General features: G+C 46.4%; 25 protein-coding genes and 1 pseudogene. 24 read left to right on the top strand and 2 right to left on the bottom strand.

What is annotated here, in order from left to right; translation table 11 throughout:
- Positions 1-51 precede the first annotated feature (51 nt).
- The 21 genes from rplN to FYJ45_RS10325 all read left to right on the top strand — a co-directional run bounded on the left by rplN (position 52) and on the right by FYJ45_RS10325 (position 11810).
- Positions 52-420 (top strand): 50S ribosomal protein L14, encoded by a 369-nt coding sequence (rplN, locus tag FYJ45_RS10425; protein ID WP_021633706.1) that lies wholly within the window; start codon positions 52-54, stop codon positions 418-420.
- A gap of 10 nt (positions 421-430) precedes the next feature.
- Entirely contained in the window at positions 431-742 is a 312-nt protein-coding gene (gene rplX / locus FYJ45_RS10420) for a 50S ribosomal protein L24 (protein WP_025487415.1), read from the top strand.
- A 23-nt stretch (positions 743-765) separates the two neighbouring features.
- Positions 766-1305: a 50S ribosomal protein L5 gene (rplE, locus tag FYJ45_RS10415; RefSeq protein WP_021633708.1), complete on the top strand. Its 540-nt coding sequence runs from the start codon at positions 766-768 to the stop codon at positions 1303-1305.
- Between the two features lie 12 nt (positions 1306-1317).
- Entirely contained in the window at positions 1318-1503 is a 186-nt protein-coding gene (locus tag FYJ45_RS10410) for a type Z 30S ribosomal protein S14 (RefSeq protein WP_009256127.1), read from the top strand.
- Between the two features lie 16 nt (positions 1504-1519).
- On the top strand, positions 1520-1921 hold the full coding sequence (rpsH, locus tag FYJ45_RS10405; protein ID WP_021633709.1) for a 30S ribosomal protein S8: 402 nt from the start codon (positions 1520-1522) through the stop codon (positions 1919-1921).
- Between the two features lie 48 nt (positions 1922-1969).
- The gene (gene rplF, locus FYJ45_RS10400; protein ID WP_025487414.1) at positions 1970-2512 is read left to right on the top strand and encodes a 50S ribosomal protein L6; all 543 of its coding nucleotides are present in this window, start codon (positions 1970-1972) and stop codon (positions 2510-2512) included.
- 17 nt (positions 2513-2529) lie between these two features.
- Entirely contained in the window at positions 2530-2898 is a 369-nt protein-coding gene (gene rplR, locus FYJ45_RS10395; protein ID WP_021633711.1) for a 50S ribosomal protein L18, read from the top strand.
- Positions 2899-2918: 20 nt separating this feature from the next.
- A complete protein-coding gene (gene rpsE / locus FYJ45_RS10390) occupies positions 2919-3428 on the top strand; it encodes a 30S ribosomal protein S5 (RefSeq protein ID WP_021633712.1) in 510 nt (169 codons plus the stop codon).
- 14 nt (positions 3429-3442) lie between these two features.
- On the top strand, positions 3443-3628 hold the full coding sequence (gene rpmD, locus FYJ45_RS10385; RefSeq protein ID WP_021633713.1) for a 50S ribosomal protein L30: 186 nt from the start codon (positions 3443-3445) through the stop codon (positions 3626-3628).
- Positions 3629-3646: 18 nt separating this feature from the next.
- Positions 3647-4087 (top strand): 50S ribosomal protein L15, encoded by a 441-nt coding sequence (gene rplO / locus FYJ45_RS10380; protein ID WP_025487413.1) that lies wholly within the window; start codon positions 3647-3649, stop codon positions 4085-4087.
- Positions 4087-5400 (top strand): preprotein translocase subunit SecY, encoded by a 1314-nt coding sequence (gene secY, locus FYJ45_RS10375; protein WP_154464539.1) that lies wholly within the window; start codon positions 4087-4089, stop codon positions 5398-5400. Before rplO ends, secY begins: the two co-directional genes overlap by 1 nt.
- 130 nt (positions 5401-5530) lie before the next feature.
- Positions 5531-6172, top strand: a complete 642-nt coding sequence (locus tag FYJ45_RS10370) for an adenylate kinase (RefSeq protein WP_154464538.1) — start codon at positions 5531-5533, stop codon at positions 6170-6172.
- 27 nt (positions 6173-6199) lie between these two features.
- Positions 6200-6952, top strand: a complete 753-nt coding sequence (gene map, locus FYJ45_RS10365; protein WP_025487412.1) for a type I methionyl aminopeptidase — start codon at positions 6200-6202, stop codon at positions 6950-6952.
- Positions 6953-6965: 13 nt separating this feature from the next.
- Positions 6966-7235 carry a KOW domain-containing RNA-binding protein gene (locus tag FYJ45_RS10360; protein ID WP_195841772.1) on the top strand — a complete coding sequence of 90 codons (270 nt, stop codon included), beginning with the start codon at positions 6966-6968 and terminating at the stop codon, positions 7233-7235.
- A gap of 35 nt (positions 7236-7270) precedes the next feature.
- On the top strand, positions 7271-7489 hold the full coding sequence (gene infA / locus FYJ45_RS10355; protein ID WP_009256116.1) for a translation initiation factor IF-1: 219 nt from the start codon (positions 7271-7273) through the stop codon (positions 7487-7489).
- Between the two features lie 168 nt (positions 7490-7657).
- The gene (gene rpmJ, locus FYJ45_RS10350) at positions 7658-7771 is read left to right on the top strand and encodes a 50S ribosomal protein L36 (RefSeq protein WP_023353537.1); all 114 of its coding nucleotides are present in this window, start codon (positions 7658-7660) and stop codon (positions 7769-7771) included.
- A gap of 714 nt (positions 7772-8485) precedes the next feature.
- Positions 8486-8854, top strand: coding sequence for a 30S ribosomal protein S13 (gene rpsM, locus FYJ45_RS10345; RefSeq protein ID WP_021633721.1), 369 nt, complete (start codon positions 8486-8488; stop codon positions 8852-8854).
- A gap of 33 nt (positions 8855-8887) precedes the next feature.
- Positions 8888-9283: a 30S ribosomal protein S11 gene (gene rpsK, locus FYJ45_RS10340; protein ID WP_021633722.1), complete on the top strand. Its 396-nt coding sequence runs from the start codon at positions 8888-8890 to the stop codon at positions 9281-9283.
- Positions 9284-9452: 169 nt separating this feature from the next.
- Positions 9453-10046, top strand: a complete 594-nt coding sequence (gene rpsD / locus FYJ45_RS10335) for a 30S ribosomal protein S4 (RefSeq protein WP_025487410.1) — start codon at positions 9453-9455, stop codon at positions 10044-10046.
- A gap of 65 nt (positions 10047-10111) precedes the next feature.
- Positions 10112-11080 carry a DNA-directed RNA polymerase subunit alpha gene (locus FYJ45_RS10330; protein ID WP_021633725.1) on the top strand — a complete coding sequence of 323 codons (969 nt, stop codon included), beginning with the start codon at positions 10112-10114 and terminating at the stop codon, positions 11078-11080.
- A gap of 193 nt (positions 11081-11273) precedes the next feature.
- Complete coding sequence (locus tag FYJ45_RS10325) at positions 11274-11810, top strand: bL17 family ribosomal protein (protein WP_021633726.1); 537 nt, start codon at positions 11274-11276, stop codon at positions 11808-11810.
- Between the two features lie 257 nt (positions 11811-12067).
- On the opposite strand, the gene FYJ45_RS10320 is transcribed toward FYJ45_RS10325, so the two are convergent.
- Positions 12068-13075, bottom strand: a complete 1008-nt coding sequence (locus FYJ45_RS10320; RefSeq protein ID WP_154464537.1) for a helix-turn-helix domain-containing protein — start codon at positions 13073-13075, stop codon at positions 12068-12070.
- Positions 13076-13114: 39 nt separating this feature from the next.
- Positions 13115-13513: pseudogene (locus tag FYJ45_RS10315) on the bottom strand (dihydrofolate reductase); the annotation flags it as partial.
- Between the two features lie 431 nt (positions 13514-13944).
- Between FYJ45_RS10315 and FYJ45_RS10310 the strand changes: the two are divergent.
- From FYJ45_RS10310 to FYJ45_RS10300, 3 genes are read left to right on the top strand one after another with little or no spacing between them, the layout of a single operon-like run.
- On the top strand, positions 13945-14997 hold the full coding sequence (locus tag FYJ45_RS10310) for a glycoside hydrolase family 88/105 protein (RefSeq protein WP_154464535.1): 1053 nt from the start codon (positions 13945-13947) through the stop codon (positions 14995-14997).
- 20 nt (positions 14998-15017) lie between these two features.
- Positions 15018-17192, top strand: a complete 2175-nt coding sequence (gene gnpA / locus FYJ45_RS10305; protein ID WP_154464534.1) for a 1,3-beta-galactosyl-N-acetylhexosamine phosphorylase — start codon at positions 15018-15020, stop codon at positions 17190-17192.
- A gap of 54 nt (positions 17193-17246) precedes the next feature.
- Entirely contained in the window at positions 17247-18083 is an 837-nt protein-coding gene (locus FYJ45_RS10300) for a sugar phosphate isomerase/epimerase family protein (protein ID WP_021633741.1), read from the top strand.
- Positions 18084-18123 lie beyond the last annotated feature (40 nt).

The raw sequence follows: 18123 nt of genomic DNA, 5'->3' as shown, positions 1-18123 counted from the left end.
AGGTTCTGCGCCCAGCTAAATCAGGGTGAACCTGGCGGAAGGAGAATTAGCATGATTCAACAGGAAAGCAGATTGAAAGTTGCTGATAATACCGGTGCAAAAGAGCTCCTGTGCATCAGAGTTATGGGTGGCTCTACAAGAAGGTATGCGAATATCGGCGATGTTATCGTTGCCAGCGTCAAAGATGCAACACCAGGCGGCGTTGTAAAAAAAGGCGACGTAGTAAAAGCTGTTGTTGTACGTACTGTAAAAGGCGCTCGTCGTAAAGACGGTTCTTATATCAAATTTGACGAAAATGCTGCTGTAATCATCAAAGATGACAAGACTCCCAGAGGAACCCGTATCTTTGGACCGGTAGCAAGAGAGCTTCGTGAGAAACAGTTTATGAAAATTGTATCTCTGGCTCCCGAAGTATTATAGGAGGTGCCTTATGTCGACAATGAAAATTAAGAAGGGCGATACTGTTAAAGTAATCGCTGGTAAGGATAAGGACAAAGAAGGAAAAGTTCTTTCCGTAGATAAGAAGAACGGCAAAGTGGTTGTTGAAGGCGTGAACATGGTAACAAAGCATGCAAAACCGTCTGCTGCAAACCAGAACGGCGGAATTATTCAAAAAGAAGCTGCGCTTGATGTATCGAACGTAATGTACGTTTACAAAGGAAAACCGACTAGAATCGGTTTCAAAGTTGAAAATGACAAGAAAGTACGTTTCGCTAAATCAACCGGCGACGTAATTGATTAATTCTAAGGAAGGAGGCCGTAAACGTGAGTAGACTGAAAGACTTATACAATGATACGATTGTAGAAGCAATGACCAAAAAGTTCGGATATAAAAATGTTATGGAAGTTCCGAAGCTGGATAAAATCGTCATCAACATGGGTGTTGGCGAAGCAAAAGATAATGCAAAGGCTCTGGAATCTGCCGTGAAGGACCTTGAAACAATCACAGGACAGCATGTAGTACTTACAAGGGCTAAAAACTCCATCGCTAACTTCAAAATCAGAGAAGGTATGGCAATCGGATGTAAAACAACCCTCCGCGGTGAGAAAATGTATGATTTTCTTGACCGTCTTGTAAACCTTGCGCTTCCCCGTGTACGTGACTTCAGAGGTGTAAACCCTGATGCATTCGACGGAAGAGGAAACTACGCACTGGGCATCAAGGAACAGCTTATTTTCCCCGAAATCGAATACGATAAGGTAGAGAAAGTAAGAGGTATGGACGTTATCATCGTTACTACTGCAAAGACTGACGAAGAGGCACGTGAATTACTGAGATTATTCAACATGCCTTTTGAGAAATAAGGAGGTTCATTCATGGCTAAGACAGCAATGAAGATTAAACAGCAGCGCAAACCTAAATTCTCCACAAGAGAATATACTCGTTGCAAAATCTGTGGTCGTCCACATTCAGTGTTAAGAAAATACGGAATCTGCAGAATCTGCTTCCGTGAACTGGCATATAAAGGACAGATCCCCGGCGTAAAGAAAGCAAGTTGGTAAGAAGGAGGCAATTCAAATGACAATGAGCGATCCGATTGCAGATATGCTTACAAGAATCCGTAATGCAAATACTGCAAAACATGATACAGTAGATGTACCTTCATCCAAAATGAAACTGGCTATCGCGCAGATTCTGCTGGACGAGGGATATATCAAGAAATATGACATTCTGGATGACGGTGCTTTCAAGACCATCCATATCACCCTGAAATATGGTGAAGACAAGAACCATAAGATCATCACAGGCTTAAAGAGAATTTCCAAACCCGGCCTCCGCGTATACGCAGGCAAGGAAGAACTTCCCAAGGTACTGGGCGGACTTGGTATTGCTATCATCTCTACCAACCAGGGCGTTATCACAGACAAGAAAGCAAGAGAACTTCAGGTAGGCGGCGAGGTACTGGCATTCGTTTGGTAATCAACCGGATGCTGGGCTGGCTTTGAATAAATTATAGGAGGTACGGGCATGTCACGTATAGGAAGAATGCCAATCGCAGTTCCTGCAGGCGTTACTGTAGAGATTGCAGAAAATAATAAAGTGACTGTAAAAGGTCCCAAGGGCACACTTGAAAGAGTGCTCCCTGCTGAGATGGAAATCAAGATGGAAGGAACCGAAATCGTGGTTTCCAGACCTAATGATTTAAAGAAAATGAAATCCCTGCATGGTCTGACCAGAACACTGATCAACAACATGGTTGTTGGTGTTACCCAGGGCTACGAGAAGAAGCTGGAAGTAAACGGTGTAGGTTACAGAGCAGCAAAGTCCGGCAATAAATTAACCTTATCTTTAGGTTATTCCCACCCGGTGGAGATGGAAGATCCCGAAGGCATTGAAACAGTGATGGAAGGACAGAACATCATCATCGTAAAAGGTATCGATAAAGAAAAAGTTGGCCAATTCGCAGCTGAAATCAGAGACAAGAGAAGACCGGAACCTTACAAGGGCAAGGGTATCAAGTATGCTGATGAAACAATCAGACGTAAAGTTGGTAAGACTGGTAAGAAATAGATAAGGAGAGTGTAAAAATGGTTAGTAAGAAATCAAGACAAGAAGTTCGTTTGAACAAGCATAGAAAACTGCGTAACCGTTTTAGCGGCACTGCTGAAAGACCGCGTCTTGCTGTGTTCAGAAGCAATAATCATATGTATGCTCAAATTATCGACGATACAGTTGGAAATACACTTGTTGCAGCCTCCACCGTTGAAAAAGACGTAAAGGCTGAACTGGAAAAAACCAATAACGTTGATGCGGCAGCATACCTGGGAACTGTAATTGCAAAGAGGGCTCTGGAAAAAGGAATCAAAGCGGTTGTCTTTGACAGAGGCGGCTTTATATACCAGGGTAAGATCGCAGCATTAGCTGATGCGGCCAGAGAAGCTGGCCTGGAATTCTAGGAAGGGAGAACACATCGTAAATGAGACATACAATCATTGACACAAGCAATCTGGAACTCACTGAAAAAGTAGTTTCCATCAAACGTGTAACTAAGGTTGTAAAGGGTGGTCGTAACTTCCGTTTCACAGCTTTAGTCGTAGTAGGCGACGGCGCGGGACACGTAGGTGTAGGCCTTGGAAAAGCAACTGAAATTCCGGAAGCTATCCGCAAAGGAAAAGAAGACGCTGCCAAGAATCTGGTAAGCGTTGCACTGGATGAAAACAACAGTATTACCCATGACTTCCTGGGCAAGTTCGGTTCTGCAACCGTTCTTCTCAAGAAAGCTCCTGATGGTACCGGTGTTATCGCCGGCGGCCCTGTTCGTAACGTATGCGAACTTGCAGGCATTAAAAATATCCGTACGAAATCTCTTGGATCCAATAACAAGCAGAACGTCGTACTTGCTACCATCGAAGGCTTAAGCCAGTTAAAGACTCCTGAAGAAGTAGCAGCTAACCGTGGTAAATCTGTTGACGAAATCATGGCTTAAGGAGGAAATTTAAAATGGCAGAGAAAACTTTAAAAATCACGTTGGTAAAGTCCCCTATCGGTGCGGTTCCGAAGCATAAAGCTACCGTAAAGGCAATGGGACTTACCAAAATGCACAAAACAGTTGAGCTGCCCGACAATGAATCCATAAGAGGCATGATTCAGCAGGTCGGTTACATGCTCAAAGTAGAAGAAGCGTAAGAACAGGAGGTGTCAGGAATGGAATTATCAAACTTACAGCCTGCAGAAGGTTCCAAGCACAGCGATAACTTCAGAAGAGGCCGTGGCCATGGTTCAGGAAACGGCAAAACAGCTGGTAAGGGACATAAAGGTCAGAAAGCTCGTTCAGGAGCTCCCAGGCCGGGCTTTGAAGGCGGTCAGATGCCTTTATACAGACGTATTCCCAAGAGAGGCTTCACTAACAGAAACTCTAAGGTTATCGTAGGCATTAACTTAAGCGCTCTGGAGGTTTTTGAGAACGGAACTACCGTTACCGTAGAAACCTTAATTGAAAAGGGCATTGTTAAAAATCCCAAAGATGGAGTAAAAATCCTCGGAAACGGAGAATTGACCAAAAAGCTCGATGTTAAGGCTGATGCGTTCAGCGCATCCGCAAAAGAAAAAATCGAAGCACTTGGTGGAACAGCAGAGGTGATGTAATGCTTACAACACTTAAAAATGCATTTAAAATGAAAGAGCTCCGGAAGAAGATTTTCTACACCTTCGCCATGTTGGTTGTGATCCGCTTAGGATCACAGCTGCCTGTGCCTGGGGTTGACAGAACTTATTTTTCCAGATGGTTTGCGGCGCAGACCGGTGACGCATTCAATTTTTTTGATGCGTTTACCGGCGGTTCTTTCCTGAACATGTCATTGTTCGCCCTGAACATTACGCCGTATATTACATCCTCCATCATTATACAGCTCTTGACCATTGCCATCCCTAAGCTGGAAGAAATGCAGAAGGACGGTGAGGACGGCCGTAAGAAGCTGACCGCAATCACCAGATATGTTACTGTTGGTCTGGCTTTGATTGAATCAACCGCTATGGCAATCGGCTTCGGCAGAAGCGGACTGCTGGAAGACTTCAATGCATTGAACGTAATTACTGTTATCGCTGCCCTTACAGCAGGAAGTGCATTCCTGATGTGGATTGGTGAGAGAATTACGGAAAATGGTGTGGGCAACGGTATTTCAATAGTCCTGACCATCAACATCGTATCCAGAATGCCTCAGGATCTGGCAAGCCTTTATAATCAGTTTGTAAAGGGCAAACCTGTGGCAACCGCTGTTTTAGCGGCTCTTATTATTCTGGCTATTATTGTTGCCATGGTTATTCTGGTTATAATCCTGAATGATGCAACCCGGAAAATCCCGGTCCAGTATGCAAAGAAGGTTCAGGGAAGGAAAATGGTGGGCGGCCAGTCCTCCAATATCCCGCTGAAGGTGAATACTGCAGGCGTTATCCCCGTAATTTTTGCATCCTCCATCATGCAGTTCCCGGTAATTATCGCTCAGCTGCTGGGCTATAAGGGAACAGGCGTATGGAGCCATATTCTGAAGGGATTAAGCTCAAGTAGCTGGTGCAAGCCCAGTGAGCCGGTATATTCTATCGGCCTTGTTGTATATATTGTTCTGGTAATCTTTTTTGCTTATTTCTATACATCGATTACCTTCAATCCCCTTGAGATTGCAAACAATATGAAGAAGCAGGGCGGATTCATTCCCGGTATCAGGCCCGGCAAGCCCACCAGTGATTATCTGAACGGAATCCTGAACTACATTATTTTCATCGGTGCATGCGGCCTGACAATTGTCTGTGTACTGCCCTTTGTATTCAACGGTATCTTCGGCGCAAGCGTTTCCTTTGGCGGAACGAGCCTTATCATCGTTGTCAGCGTAGTTCTTGAAACATTAAAGCAGATTGAATCCCTGATGCTTGTGCGTAACTACAAAGGCTTTTTGAATGACTAATCATATATACTAATGATAATTGGGACAGAACATTTGTTTTGTCCCAAAATGCGATATAGAACAGAGGAGGTAACTGTGCAGGCAAGAAACAGTTACCGGAGAAACGCATCCTCAAAGTGGAGAAAATGCTATGAAAATTATTATGTTAGGTGCTCCTGGCGCCGGAAAAGGAACTCAGGCGAAACTGATTGCTGAAAAATACGGCGTTCCCCATATCTCAACAGGAGATATTTTCAGGGCTAATATTAAAAACGGTACCGAGCTTGGTAAAGAGGCCAAGGAATATATGGATAAGGGACTCCTTGTTCCGGATGAACTCACCGTACGCCTTCTTCTGGACAGAGTTGCCCAGGTTGACTGCAAAAACGGTTATGTTCTGGATGGATTCCCGAGAACGATTCCTCAGGCTGAGGTTCTTGACAAGGAACTGACCAAGTTGGGTGACAGCGTTGATTTTGCAGTTGACGTGGATGTACCCGACGAGAATATTATCAGAAGAATGTCCGGCAGACGTGCATGCCTTAACTGCGGCGCTACCTACCACATTGTGAACATACCGCCCAAAAAAGAAGGTATCTGCGATGTATGCGGCAGCGAACTGGTGCTGAGGGATGATGATCAGCCTGAGACAGTAAAGAACCGTCTTAAGGTTTATCATGAGCAGACACAGCCTCTGATTGAGTATTATACAGGCAAAGGTGTGCTGAGAACAGTTGACGGCACTCTTCCGATGGAAGAAGTCTTTGATGCAATTGTAAAAATCCTTGGTTAAGGATAGCGGCCTTCGGAGGTTATTTGTATGGCAGTGACCATTAAATCTGCAAGAGAAATTGAATTTATGCGGGAGGCCGGAAGGATACTGGCAGAGGTCCACGAAGAACTCGGTGCTTTTATCCGTCCCGGCATTTCCACGCTGGACATTGATATGCTGGGCGAGAAATTAATACGCAGCTACGGCTGTACACCCAACTTTCTGAATTACAACGGGTATCCGGCGTCTATCTGTGTATCGGTCAACAATGAGGTGGTACATGGAATCCCCAACAGGAACCATATCCTGGAGGAGGGTGACATTGTCAGCCTGGATGCGGGACTTATTTACAAGGGGTATCATTCCGATGCGGCAAGAACCCATGCGGTGGGCAATATCAGCGAAGATGCCAAAAAGCTGATTGCGGTGACCAGGCAGAGCTTTTTTGAAGGAATTAAACTCGCGAAAGCAGGAAACCACCTTCATGATATATCCGAAGCGATTGATGATTATGTGAGCGGATTTGGGTATGGGATTGTCCGTGATTTAGTTGGTCATGGCATTGGCACCCAGCTTCATGAGGATCCTCAGATCCCCAATTTCAGGCAGAAACGCAGGGGCGTAAGACTGCAGGCCGGCATGACCCTGGCAATAGAGCCCATGATCAATATGGGCGGCTGGCCGGTGGAGTTTCTGGATGACGGATGGACTGTTGTGACAAGGGATGGTTCCCTTTCCGCACATTATGAGAATACAATTCTGATAACGGAAGGCGAGCCGGAGATTCTCACAATCTGCTGAAATGAGGAAATCTATGACTGGAAAACTGGCGCTCTCAAAAGCGGGGCATGACAAAGATAAGCTTTATCTGATTGTAAAGGAAGAGCAGGATACGGTATATCTGGCGGACGGACGTAAACGCGGTCTGCTGAATCCGAAGAAGAAGAACCGAAGGCATATTCAGGTGATACACGAAGGTGTTTCCGAAGAAGAGCTGGAACGCTTCTTCCAAAATTCTGCCTGGGCCGACACTCAAATCAGAGAGAGGATAGAGCTATTTAACCGCAGAATGAAACCTGAGTAAATTGATAATGATTGTAAACAGAAAGGAAGCAAAATATGTCAAAAGCAGATGTAATTGAAATCGAAGGAACCGTAGTTGAAAAGCTGCCCAACACCATGTTCCAGGTGGAGTTGGAGAATGGACACAGAGTGCTTGCACATATCAGCGGAAAATTAAGACAGAATTTTATCCGTATCCTTCCCGGTGATAAAGTGACTCTGGAGCTTTCTCCTTATGATCTGTCCAAAGGACGTATTATCTGGAGAGATAAATAATCCGTGTAACCGGACACTGGAATGAATGAGTTTCAGGTCCTTACAGCCGGCTGTCAGGAAATTACCGGATTTTTCAGGAAAAACCGGGTTAATTTCGTGAAAACAGCTTGCATAAACCGTTGCCCCATGTTATAATTTAAAACGGTCTTTTTTGAAAGGAGGTTTAACATGAAAGTTAGATCATCAGTAAAACCGATTTGCGAAAAATGCAAAGTCATCAAGAGAAAGGGTGCTATCAGAATCATCTGCGAGAACCCGAAGCACAAACAGAGACAGGGTTGATCCTTGTCGCTCCATTCAGGCGGCATCAGCACCAATTATAAAAAAGGTGCTTGTAGATAATTGAACGTAAGACAATTCGTGTTGGGATGCGGCGATGTTTCGGCAGAGCCGCAGAAAATCTTACATGGGTTTACGGGAGATTACTTTTTGATACCGAAAATTAGGATGCACAGCGTCCTCAGTATTCGTGAGAATACCGGAGTATCGGAAAGGCCGGATGGATGTCCGGCTGGGTAAGCGACTGCGGGGCAGTCGCTCGAAAAACAAAACAAATCTCCGATTTGCTTTGTTTTTCCTATTGGATTCCCGGGAGAGATAGAGAGAGTTGTTGGAGGCCAGAAATGGCTGACGGGAACTTTTGGTTATCGCTGGAAGGGAGATTCATGGGAGTACCCCAGTCAATTAGTAACTATTTTTTAGTATGCACAGGGTGTGATACACTCGGAAGCGTGTGGAACGTGGAAGGGGATAGTCTGCCATGTGCTCGTTGCGCGTTAAATACTTAGTTGAAGAACTGTAAGGGAATGCAGATATCTGATGGTATATGCGGAAGCCTGCAGGGATTTGACGACCGCGGCGGAGGGCGGGGCCAGGGATGGCTCAGAGCTGCCGGCTGCGGAAATAAAGACCGGTTATTTGACTGCGCAGTGAAGAAACGCGCGGCCCGGAGCCTTCCGGGTGGAAATTGCGCGAAAGAAAACGGAGGAAACGTAAATGGCTCGTATTGCAGGTATTGACTTACCAAGAGAAAAACGTGTGGAAATCGGACTTACCTATATCTATGGTATCGGTAGACCGAGCGCAACAAAAATCTGCGAAAAGGCAAATGTCAACCCTGACACCCGTGTAAGGGAACTGACAGACGATGAGGTAAAGAGACTCAGCGCTGTTATTGATGAAACAATGACTGTTGAAGGTGATCTGAGAAGAGAAATCGCTCTGAACATCAAGAGATTACAGGAAATCGGATGCTATAGGGGTATCCGTCACAGAAAAGGACTTCCGGTTCGCGGCCAGAATACCAAGAACAATGCCAGAACAAGAAAAGGTCCTAAGAGAACGGTTGCAAACAAGAAGAAATAATATCAATTTATTGAGGAAAGTAGGTTAGTTTAAATGGCTAAGAAAGTTGCGAAAAAAGTAACAAAGAAACGTGTCAGAAAAAACGTTGAACGCGGACAGGCACATATTCAGTCATCTTTCAATAACACAATTGTTACCCTGACAGATACTGAAGGAAATGCTTTAAGCTGGGCAAGCGCCGGCGGTCTGGGATTTAGAGGTTCAAGGAAATCTACTCCGTACGCAGCACAGATGGCTGCAGAAACTGCTGCAAAGGCTGCTATTCCGCACGGCCTGAAGACTGTGGACGTTTTTGTAAAGGGTCCTGGTTCAGGACGTGAAGCTGCTATCCGTGCACTCTCTGCATGTGGTCTGGAAGTAACCAGCATTAAGGATGTTACTCCCGTTCCCCACAACGGATGCCGCCCGCCCAAGCGTCGTAGAGTTTAATCAGCATTTTGTGATTTTCATCCGGGAACGGATGGTTGCGTAAATAATAAATTGAGAAAACGTTGGAAGAAAGTACGGCACAGTGAGTGCGGCTGTTTCATGAGGAAACGGCTTTTCGCCGGCAGGACCGGCGGAGCGTACTGTAAACAATATTTGGAGGAAATTTTAAATGGCAGTAAACAGAACCCCTGTTTTAAAAAGATGCAGAACCCTTGGTCTTGAACCCATGTACCTGGGATACGATAAAAAGTCCAACAGAACCAGCGCAAGAGCTGGTAAGAAGGTCAGCGAATACGGCACACAGCTGAGAGAAAAACAGAAAGCCAAATTTATTTACGGCGTTCTGGAAAAACCTTTCAGAAACTACTATAAGAAAGCCGATAAAATGAAGGGTATGACAGGTGAAAACCTGATGACTCTTCTTGAGAGCAGACTGGACAGCGTTGTTTTCAGAATGGGCTTTGCAAGAACCAGAAGAGAAGCTAGACAGGTAGTAGATCACAAGCATGTACTGGTAAACGGAAAGTGCATCAACATTCCTTCTTACCTGGTAAAAGCAGGAGATGTGGTTGAAATCAAGGAAAAAGCAAAAGGAATGCAGAGATATAAAGATATCCTCGAAGTTACAGCAGGAAGACTTGTTCCGGAGTGGATGGATGTAGATCAGGAAAACTTCAAAGGAACGATTAAGGAACTTCCGACCAGGGAAATGATTGATGTACCTGTAGACGAAATGCTTATCGTCGAATTGTATTCCAAGTAATTTCTTGTAACTGGCGTGAACGTTTCAATTAAGAAACTTTTCGTTCGTAAAGGAGGGTATTTGCAGTGTTTGATTTTGAAAGACCCAATATCGAGGTTGCTGAAATCTCTGAGGACAAGAAATACGGCAAATTTGTTGTAGAACCGCTGGAAAGAGGTTACGGTATCACCCTTGGCAATTCACTGAGAAGAATCATGCTTTCTTCCCTGCCGGGTGCGGCTGTGAGCCAGGTCAAGATTGAAGGCGTGCTGCATGAATTCAGCTCTATTCCTGGTGTCAAGGAAGATGTGACTGAAATCATCATGAACATCAAGAGTCTGGCAATCAAGAATAACAGCGAAACCAATGAACCTAAGACCGCTTATATCGAATACGAGGGCGAAGGTGTTGTCCGGGCTTCAGATATTCAGGCAGACCAGGATATTGAGATTCTTAATCCCGACCTGGTAATTGCTACCTTAAGCGGCGGCAAGGAAAGCAAGCTGTACATGGAACTGACCATTACCAAGGGACGTGGATATGTCAGCGCAGAGAAGAACAAGAGCGAAGACCTGCCTATCGGCGTAATCGCTGTTGATTCCATCTATACCCCGGTAGAAAGAGTAAACATGACTGTAGCCAATACCCGTGTTGGTCAGGTAACTGACTTTGATAAACTGACACTGGATGTTTATACCAATGGCACTCTGGCTCCGGACGAAGCTGTCAGCCTTGCTGCAAAAGTACTCAGCGAACATTTAAGCCTTTTCATCGATCTTTCTGAAAACGCCAAGACCGCAGAGGTTATGGTGGAAAAAGAAGATGATGAGAAAGAAAAAGTATTGGAAATGAGCATTGACGAGCTTGAGCTGTCCGTTCGTTCCTATAACTGCTTAAAGCGTGCTGGTATCAATACGGTAGAAGAATTAACTAACAAGACTTCTGAAGATATGATGAAGGTTCGTAACCTGGGCCGCAAGTCTCTGGAAGAGGTTCTTGCTAAATTAAAGGAACTCGGTCTTCAGCTGAACCCCAGCGATGACGTGAATGCATAATTCTGAATAAAAGTTCCAGCGTTTCCCGGTAAGTCCGAACGGCACGGTAGGCGTCACGGCATCCCTTAGGATGCCTGTCACATGATTGGCGGTCAAAGCTGTCCGCAGGGTGGCTTTGGCTTTACACAGCATTCGGTAAGTAAGTCCAAAGAGCGTGGCCGGATGTACCAAGAATGAAAGAGAGAATAGAAAAATGGCAAAGTACAGAAAATTAGGAAAAACCTCAGATCAGAGAAAGGCTCTGCTGAGAAACCAGGTAACCAATCTGTTATATCACGGAAAAATCGTTACCACTGAAGCAAGAGCTAAAGAAGTTCGCAAGATCGCTGAAGGCATCATTGCAATGGGCGTAAAGGAAAGAGATAACTACGAAACCGTTAAGGTTACTGCCAAGGTTGCCAGAAAAGACAAAGACGGCAAGAGAGTAAAGGAAGTTGTAGACGGCAAGAAGGTTACCGTATATGATGAGGTGGAGAAGGAAATCAAGAAGGATATGCCCAGCAGACTTCATGCCAGAAGACAGATGCTGAAAGTTCTGTACCCTATTACCGAAGTTCCGACAACTGCAGCCGGACGTAAGAAAGGTACCAAGAAGGTTGATATGCCTGCTAAGATTTTTGATGAAATCGCTCCCAAGTATGCTGACCGCAAGGGCGGCTATACACGTATCATCAAGATTGGCCAGAGAAAGGGCGATGGAGCAATGGAAGTTGTTCTGGAGCTTGTATAAGTCAAATCCATATTTCCATAGGCCGGTTCTGCCGGCTATGGAATAAAAATAGCAGAGAGCATTTTGCTTTCCTGAAAAAAGAGGCATCCGCCGCGGAAGAAAATTCCGTTGGCGGATGTCTTTTTGCGTTTATTAACGATCGTGAGTGCCGTCCCAAGCCGGCTTATTATGCCGTAAAGGAAGCTCTGGCGGAGTATTATAAGGATGAATGAAAAAAGCGAAACAGTCCGGCTCTGCTGAACTGTTTCACAGGAATATCAGAGGGGATCGCTTTCCGGTTCCATCCAGCCGGAGAATTCCAGGATGGTATGGCGGATATCGGTCCCTTCCTTTTGGCGGGCAAAAAGCATCTGATTGCGGTATTCCCGGGGCGTCATGTGGATCACCGCGTGAAAATGCCGGTTGAAGTTGGAAACGGAGGCGAAGCCCGCCATTTCTGAAATGGAAAGAATGGATTCCTCCGTGCTGCGCAGCAGGTTGCAGGCCTTCATGATGCGGGTGCTGTTTAAGTAATCCAGCGGGTTGGTCTGCATGATGGAATGGAAAACGCGCCGGAAATGGGTGAGGCTCATGTGGCAAAGATCGGCCAGTACCTCGATGGGGAACTGGGAACTGTAGTGATCCTCGATATAATCCAGGGCCGGTGAGATGACCAGGGCATTTTCCGGGATGGAGTGGACTGCATCCGGCCCGGAGGAAGAGGTTGGCCTGCCGCAGGTACTTTCCGGGGCATTGGCCTGCTCCTGGATGCGGTTCAGTTCAATGGAAAGGGCGAGCAGCAGCCCTTTTACACAGGATTGGTAGTTAGGGCGTGTGTTCTCCATTTCATCTATGATGGATTGGGTCAGGTAATGGATATGGGGATATTCCGCCCGGGGCAGGATATGTCTGTAATTCCGATAGGAAAACAGAGAAAGATCCGGGCCGGATTCGGAAGCCGGAAGCAGAGCGCGGAACAGCTCGGCAGGATCAAACATGATATAGGACCAGCGGCTTTCCGTGCCCTTGTCCGAATAGGTGGTATGGGGAATATTACGGGGGATGCATGTGACATCCCCCGCTTTGAAGGTCATGGGTTCGCTGTAGAACTTCATGGTGCCGCTGCAGGAATGGCAGAGGCCGATTTCCAGGCAGTTGTGGAAGTGCAGGCGGCTGCTGGGAATATCGGATATTTTCCAATGCTCCCCGCTTAGAATCAGGACGGGGAAGTCAACGGGAAGGTAGTAATTGCGGTATTCCATGACGGAATTTTTTTGTTTCGGCATGATGAGTTCCTCTTTTTGGGTATTCTATCTGGTGCGGCGGTCATCCTTATTGAATTCAGGGAAAAACACATCTCCATCCTTTAATTCAATGTCTATCTCAGTGATATACATCTTTTCTACTATAGGAATTGCTTCCATGAATAAACCATACCCACCACATACATAAATATTAGCATCTCCAGCAGCTTCAATTGCCTCTTGAAGAGAACTCACTGTTACTAGATTTTCGCCTGAATAATTAGCACTAAGGGAAACTATGATATTCATTCTATTTGGAAGAGGATGACCAATTTCTTCATAAGATCTACGTCCCATAACAACAACATTACCAGTAGTTAATTTTCTAAACTGCGCCTGTTCTCCTTTAATTTTCCAAGGTATCTGACCGTTCCTTCCAATTACATTATTTCGGGAACGGGCTACAATTAATGCTATCATCTCTCAATTCAACCTTTCAATAAATTCAAATTTTCTATAGGGGTTACAATTCTCTAATAAGGCTATGTGAATAAAAAGATACTAATTACAACCACTTTGGCAAAAAAATAACGAACAGGATATGCTATAAATTGTGTAGAAAAACCATAAAAATTGTCTGTCTTCCTGAAAAATAAGCATTTTAACGGTTTTGATTTTTAAAAGCTCTAAAAAAGAATGAAATATTGCGCGGAATCTAAAATCAGGATAGCATAAATGGTTGAAATTGCAAAGTATATTATTGAAAATAAATAGAAATGGAGGGGATTATCATTTATGATAGAGACAGGCTGGAGAAGATGGCAGAATAAGTGGGAGTAGCTGTAGTGAGATGGAACAGTTACCTATTTACATAATAAAACCGGGGATATCCGGAGAAGGAGAGTGCAGGGATGCTGAAGCTGGATTTTGACAGGAAAGAGATAGTGGAGGTTATTGACAGGATTGTCCATAAGACAATGAATATGGACCTGACCTGGGACTGGCCTTGCGGTGTGGCTTATTATGGAATCGCAAAGGCGTGGGAGGTTACGAAGAATGAGGAGTATCTGGAACTTCTGAAAAACAGGGTGGATGAGTATATGGAGCTGGGGCTGCCGCCGCAGTGGACGGTGAATACGTGCGCTATGGGGCATTGCCTGATCACGCTGTATGAAGCGACCGGGGATGAGAAGTATTGGGACGTGGCGATGAGCAAGGTGGCTTATCTGCGTAAGGATGCGCTGCGGTTTGGGGACCATGTGCTGCAGCATACGGTTTCCGCAAATAATGATTTCCCGGAGCAGGCCTGGGCCGATACGCTTTTTATGGCGGCGTTTTTCCTGCTCAGAGTGGGCGTGAAGTTGAAGGATGAGGAGATTATTGAGGATGCGCTGAATCAGTATTACTGGCATATCCATTATCTGCAGAATCCGGAAACGGGGCTGTATTATCATGGCTACAATAATATAACGGGGGATCATATGTCCGGTTTTTACTGGGGCAGGGCGAATGCCTGGGCGGCGTATACCATGTCTCAGGTAGGGGCAATTCTTCCGGAGGCTTATCTGTATCCGAAGTTCCTGGAGGTGACGGGTTCGCTGAATGAGCAGCTGGCGGCGCTGAAGCTTTTACAGACGGAAAATGGCCTGTGGAGGACCATTCTGGATGATGAGGAGTCTTATGAAGAGGTTTCTGCTTCCGCGGGAATAGCTGCGGCTATGCTGGAAAAAGGAAATCCCCTCCATTCCAAGTATATCAACAAGGCAATCAAGGGACTTCTTGCCAATGTGAGCAAGGACGGCAAGGTGATGAATGTATCCGGCGGTACGGCAGTAATGAAGGATCGGGACGGTTACAGAGAGATTTCCAAACGCTGGATTCAGGGTTGGGGCCAGGGACTGGCTCTGGCATTTTTCTCGGGGCTGCTTACGGCCAATGATGCGGCGAAGGACGGCGCTTTATAATCAGACAGGAGTGTAAAAAGATGTGTGAAGTGAAAAGAAAAGGGAATTTTACCCTGCCCGGTGAGGCAGGCTATGAGAAGCTGACGTTGGAGCTGGCGGAAAAATGGGGGGCGGATGTGATCCGGGACAGTGACGGAACGGTGCTGTCAGATGAAATTTTAGATGCAGGCTATGGAATTTATTCCACCATTTGCATGATAAGGGATCATAATGAATGGGGCAGGGAGAATCAGGATAAGCTGCAGCAGTGTTTCCTTATGACCAGCCCGGCGGTGGCAGTGGAAGGTAAGCTGACTGTCTGCCTGATGGAAGGTTTTTTTGAGGAGCAGTTCCGTATTAATGACAGTGAAAATGCCATGCGTTACTGGCAGGTATATGACAGGACCACGGATACGCTTGTACCGCGGGAGAAGTGGAGTTACGACAAGGCGGCCGGCAGTGTGACGGTCAATGAGCCTGCAGCCTTTCATTCCTATACGGTGAGCTTTATGGCTTATCGTATCTGGGAAGAAATCTCCATGTATAACCATACGACAAACAACTGGGATAAGGAACATCTGATGCAGATCGATCCCATGTATCCGGAGACGCAGGAGTTTTTAACGGGCTGGATGAAGGAGTGGTGCGAGACGCATCCGGCGACAACGGTAGTGCGTTTTACCTCCATGTTCTATAATTTCGTATGGATTTGGGGAAGCGATGTAAGAGACAGGAATCTGTATACGGACTGGGGCTCTTATGATTTCACGGTGAGTGAGAGGGCGCTTAACGCATTTGCGGATAAATACGGATATGAGCTTACGGCAGAGGATTTTGTCAATCAGGGCAAGCTGCATGTGACTCATATGCCGGGAAATCAGCATAAGGCCGATTGGATGGAGTTTATCAATGATTTCGTGATTTCCTTTGGCCGTAAGCTGATTGATATGGTGCATGAGTACGGTAAAAAGGCATATGTATTCTACGACGACAGCTGGGTGGGAATCGAGCCTTATAACGGCAGGTTCCAGGAGTTCGGCTTTGACGGATTGATTAAGTGTGTTTTTTCAGGCTATGAAGCAAGGCTGTGCGCGGGGGTTAAGGTGGATACCCATGAGCTTCGCCTGCATCCTTATCTGTTCCCTGTGGGGCTTGGCGGCGCGCCTACCTTTATGGAGGGCGGAGATCCCACGCTGGAGGCGAAAAAGTACTGGAACAGCGTGAGAAGGGCGCTTCTGCGTGAGCCGATACAGCGGATCAGCCTGGGAGGATATCTGCATCTGGTGCAGGATTATCCGGATTTCTGCGATTATATAGAACAGGTGGGGGATGAATTCCGCACCTTTGGCAGCTTCCATGAGGAAGGAAAGCCTTACAGTATCAGGACTAAGGCGGCGGTGCTGCATTATTGGGGAAAACTGCGTTCCTGGACGCTTTCCGGACACTTCCATGAAACCTATATGAACGATTTGATACATATCAATGAAGCGTTGTCCGGCCTGCCGGTGGATGTATCCTTTATCAGCTTTGAGGACGTGTTAAACGGCGCGCTTGAGGATGTGGACGTAGTTATTAATGCGGGCTTTGCAGGCAGTGCATGGAGCGGCGGCGATGTGTGGAAGAACCCTGCGGTTGTGGAGAAGCTGACACGTTTCGTTTATGAAGGGGGCGCGTTTATCGGCGTGAATGAACCTTCCGCGGTGGAAGACTATGATACATTTTTCCGTATGGCGCCTGTGCTGGGTGTGGATGAGGATACCGGCGCGCGTATCTGCCATGGTAAATGGCAGTTTGCCGTAGAAAACATAGAAGGCCTGATGCCGGAAGGCAGCTTCGTAAAGAAGAAAGGAGATTACCGCAAGGGAATTCCTTATCTCACCGACGGAAAAGCAAAGGTTCTGGCAGAGGACGGCGGCGTGCCTGTGTTTACAATCAATGAATTTGGAAAAGGCCTTGGAATTTATCTGGCTTCCTTTGAAAAGACGATTGAAAATACCAGATTGCTCCTGAACCTGATTTTGCTGGCGGGACGGGAGGATTTGAACGGTCTTTACCTGACGGATAATGCGAATACGGAATGCGCTTATTATCCGGGAAGCGGCCGTCTGGTGGTTATCAACAACAGTGATCAGCCGCAGGCCGCAGTGGTGCGGACGCAGAAGGGCAATGTGGAGACGCAGCTGGAGCCTTACGCGACGAAGATGCTGAATATCTGATTAAAAAGGTAACAGTTCGGTTAACCGGGCTGTTACCGCAGAGGAGATAATGCGATGCAGATAGGAATCCGTTTGCATGATACAGTAAAAATGGCGCTTCCCCAGAGGCTGGCGCATACCAGGGAGCAGGGCTTTACCTGCGCCCATGTGGCCCTGGGAAAGGTGATTGATGATTTCCCCATAAAGAACACAACACTGACACCGGGCTTTGCCATGTATCTGAAAAGGCTGTTTGCCGAAAATGATCTGGATGTGGCCGTATTGGGCTGTTATTTGAACCTGGCCACACCGGACAGTACGGAGCTTGCGAAAACAATAGAAACCTACAAAGCGCAGATCCGTTTCGCTTCCTGGCTGGGAGCGGGCGTGGTGGGGACTGAGACGGGGAACCCCAATGTGTTCTATGCGCCGGACCCGGCCGCGCGTACCCGGGAGGCTTTGAATTTTTTCATTAAGAATCTGTCCTACGTGGTGGAGTATGCGGAAAAAATGGGTGTGGTGGTGGCGATTGAGCCGGTGTGCCAGCACATTGTATACAGCCCGGAACGGGCGAGGCAGGTGCTTCGTGCCATTGCTTCCCCGAACCTGCAGATCATTTTGGATCCGGTGAATCTTCTGGATGGATCAAACGCTGCAAATCAGAAGGATGTGGTAAAGAACGCCATTGATATTCTGGGAGAGGATGTGGCGGTGATCCATGTCAAGGACTTTACCGTGAAGGATGGAAAGGTGATTTCCATGGCGGCAGGGCAGGGAATTATGGACTACAGCGATCTCATTCATTTTATGAAAAAGGATAAGCCTTATATCCATGCGACGCTGGAGGATACCGTGCCGGAGAACGCAGTGGCAGCCAGGGAGTTTATGGAGAGGCTGTGGGATGAGGCGTAGGCCGGAAACATAAAAACAACAAAAGCGTAAACAGCAGGGC

It is taken from the genome of Eisenbergiella porci, assembly GCF_009696275.1.
In the GTDB taxonomy this organism is placed as follows: Bacteria; Bacillota; Clostridia; order Lachnospirales; family Lachnospiraceae; genus Eisenbergiella; species Eisenbergiella porci.
The sequence above is the reverse complement of the archived record's forward strand: the minus strand, read 5'-3'. Positions and strand labels throughout refer to the sequence as shown.